General features: G+C 65.1%; 2 protein-coding genes and 1 pseudogene. All 3 read right to left on the bottom strand.

What is annotated here, in order from left to right; translation table 11 throughout:
* A pseudogene (locus tag H7I57_RS33055) lies at positions 1–347 on the bottom strand (DUF4226 domain-containing protein); the annotation flags it as partial.
* Positions 244–1,095 carry a hypothetical protein gene (locus H7I57_RS33050; protein ID WP_264028511.1) on the bottom strand — a complete coding sequence of 284 codons (852 nt, stop codon included), beginning with the start codon at positions 1,093–1,095 and terminating at the stop codon, positions 244–246. The gene H7I57_RS33050 and the pseudogene H7I57_RS33055, both read right to left, overlap by 104 nt.
* 57 nt (positions 1,096–1,152) lie before the next feature.
* Complete coding sequence (locus tag H7I57_RS33045) at positions 1,153–1,305, bottom strand: hypothetical protein (RefSeq protein WP_172527968.1); 153 nt, start codon at positions 1,303–1,305, stop codon at positions 1,153–1,155.
* Positions 1,306–1,357: the final 52 nt, after the last annotated feature.

The following is a 1,357-nucleotide window of genomic DNA, read 5'->3' as shown; positions in this document are numbered from 1 at the left end:
CCCATCGGACCGCCCATCCCCAAATCCGACAACATCGGATCGGGCATCGGCTCCATCGGCCCCAGCCCCGCATCGGTGAGCGCGGGATCGACAAGCGCGGGATCGCTGACCGGCGGCGCCGGAGCCGGAGTCGCAGGTCCCGGTTGGGCATTGGGGTCACTGGGAGTCTCGCCCCCGGTGCCCGGGGAGGCTCCGTCCATGTCGTAGAGGGCGGCCAGCGCCGACGCCGCCTTGGCCTGATCCTCAGCAGTCAAAGTCCCCGACTGGAGTACTTCGCCGATCGCGGCGACCTGACTGCGCAAGAACTTCAAGAACGCCTGCTCGCCCGCCGGAGTGTCCAGCGACATCGCCGGGTTGTTGACCGCCTCGACGATCGTCGTTGAGCTTCTGCTGGCCCTCGGCGGTCGTGGTCCGGGCGCTCAGCATCGCCTCGGTCAACTTGCCCTCAGCCTCGCTGAGTTGGCTGTAGCGGTCCTTCATCTCGTCGTGCAGCTTGCGTACCGCGTCAGCGGTGCGCCCCGACTGCTGCTCATCGGTCGCCACGCCGGGCTGGCTGCCCGGAGGCGGTGTGGCGGGCCGCTGCTCAGATCCCACGACGTCTCCGTTGGCGTTGTAGTAGGTGCGCTTGCCTGTCGCTGGATCGTCCACGTAGGAGGCGGCCAGCGGGGCGACCTGCTGGCCTTGAGCGTTGACCGGCACATACTGGCCAGCCTCGTTGCGCCGGAACTCCGGGAAGAACGGCTGACCGGCCTTGCCGTCACCACCAAGTAGCGACACCGAGCCATCGTTGTTCATCACGTAGGTGTTGCCGTTGTCGCGATAAGCCAACGAGCCATCGGTCGGTACCCGCGTGCCGTCGCTGAAAACGAGATAGCGGTCCGCACTCGGGTCAGAGGTGTTGAACCGCATACCAGGATCGCCATAAGCCGCTTGGGCCTTGTCCAACACCGTGTTCCAGTACGGGTCCGAGGGGCTGATGTTGGGGGCAAACGCTCCCCCGTCGGCACGCCAACCCGGATCCCAGCCCATACCGACCCCGGCGACCGGCTTGGCATGCCAGGACACCAGCTCATCGAACTTGCGAGCGTCGGTCATCGTAACCTCTTCTGCATCAACATCATTGACGGCGATAGGCCCGCCGCCGCACTGAAATCAGAAGTGATCACGAGAGATCGTCTCTTCAAGATCGCGCGGCGCTGCGAACTCCGGTGGCCGCTGCGGGGTGGAATCACCGCCGAAGACTTTCTTCGCCCGCGTCGCGAGATCCAAGATTTGACTGGCTTGTTGCTGCAACCCAGACTCCACGGCCACATCCTTTCCTCGGGCGGATAACTACGAGCCTAAAGCCGCGCCGATC

Source organism: Mycolicibacterium pyrenivorans, assembly GCF_025821625.1.
Classification (GTDB): Bacteria; Actinomycetota; Actinomycetes; order Mycobacteriales; family Mycobacteriaceae; genus Mycobacterium; species Mycobacterium pyrenivorans.
This window is presented reverse-complemented; position numbering and strand designations above follow the sequence as displayed.

What these genes read in the sequence shown, in the direction of transcription:
- H7I57_RS33050 (WP_264028511.1), bottom strand. Translation starts at nt 1,095, where the DNA reads ATGACCGACGCTCGCAAGTTCGATGAGCTGGTGTCCTGGCATGCCAAG.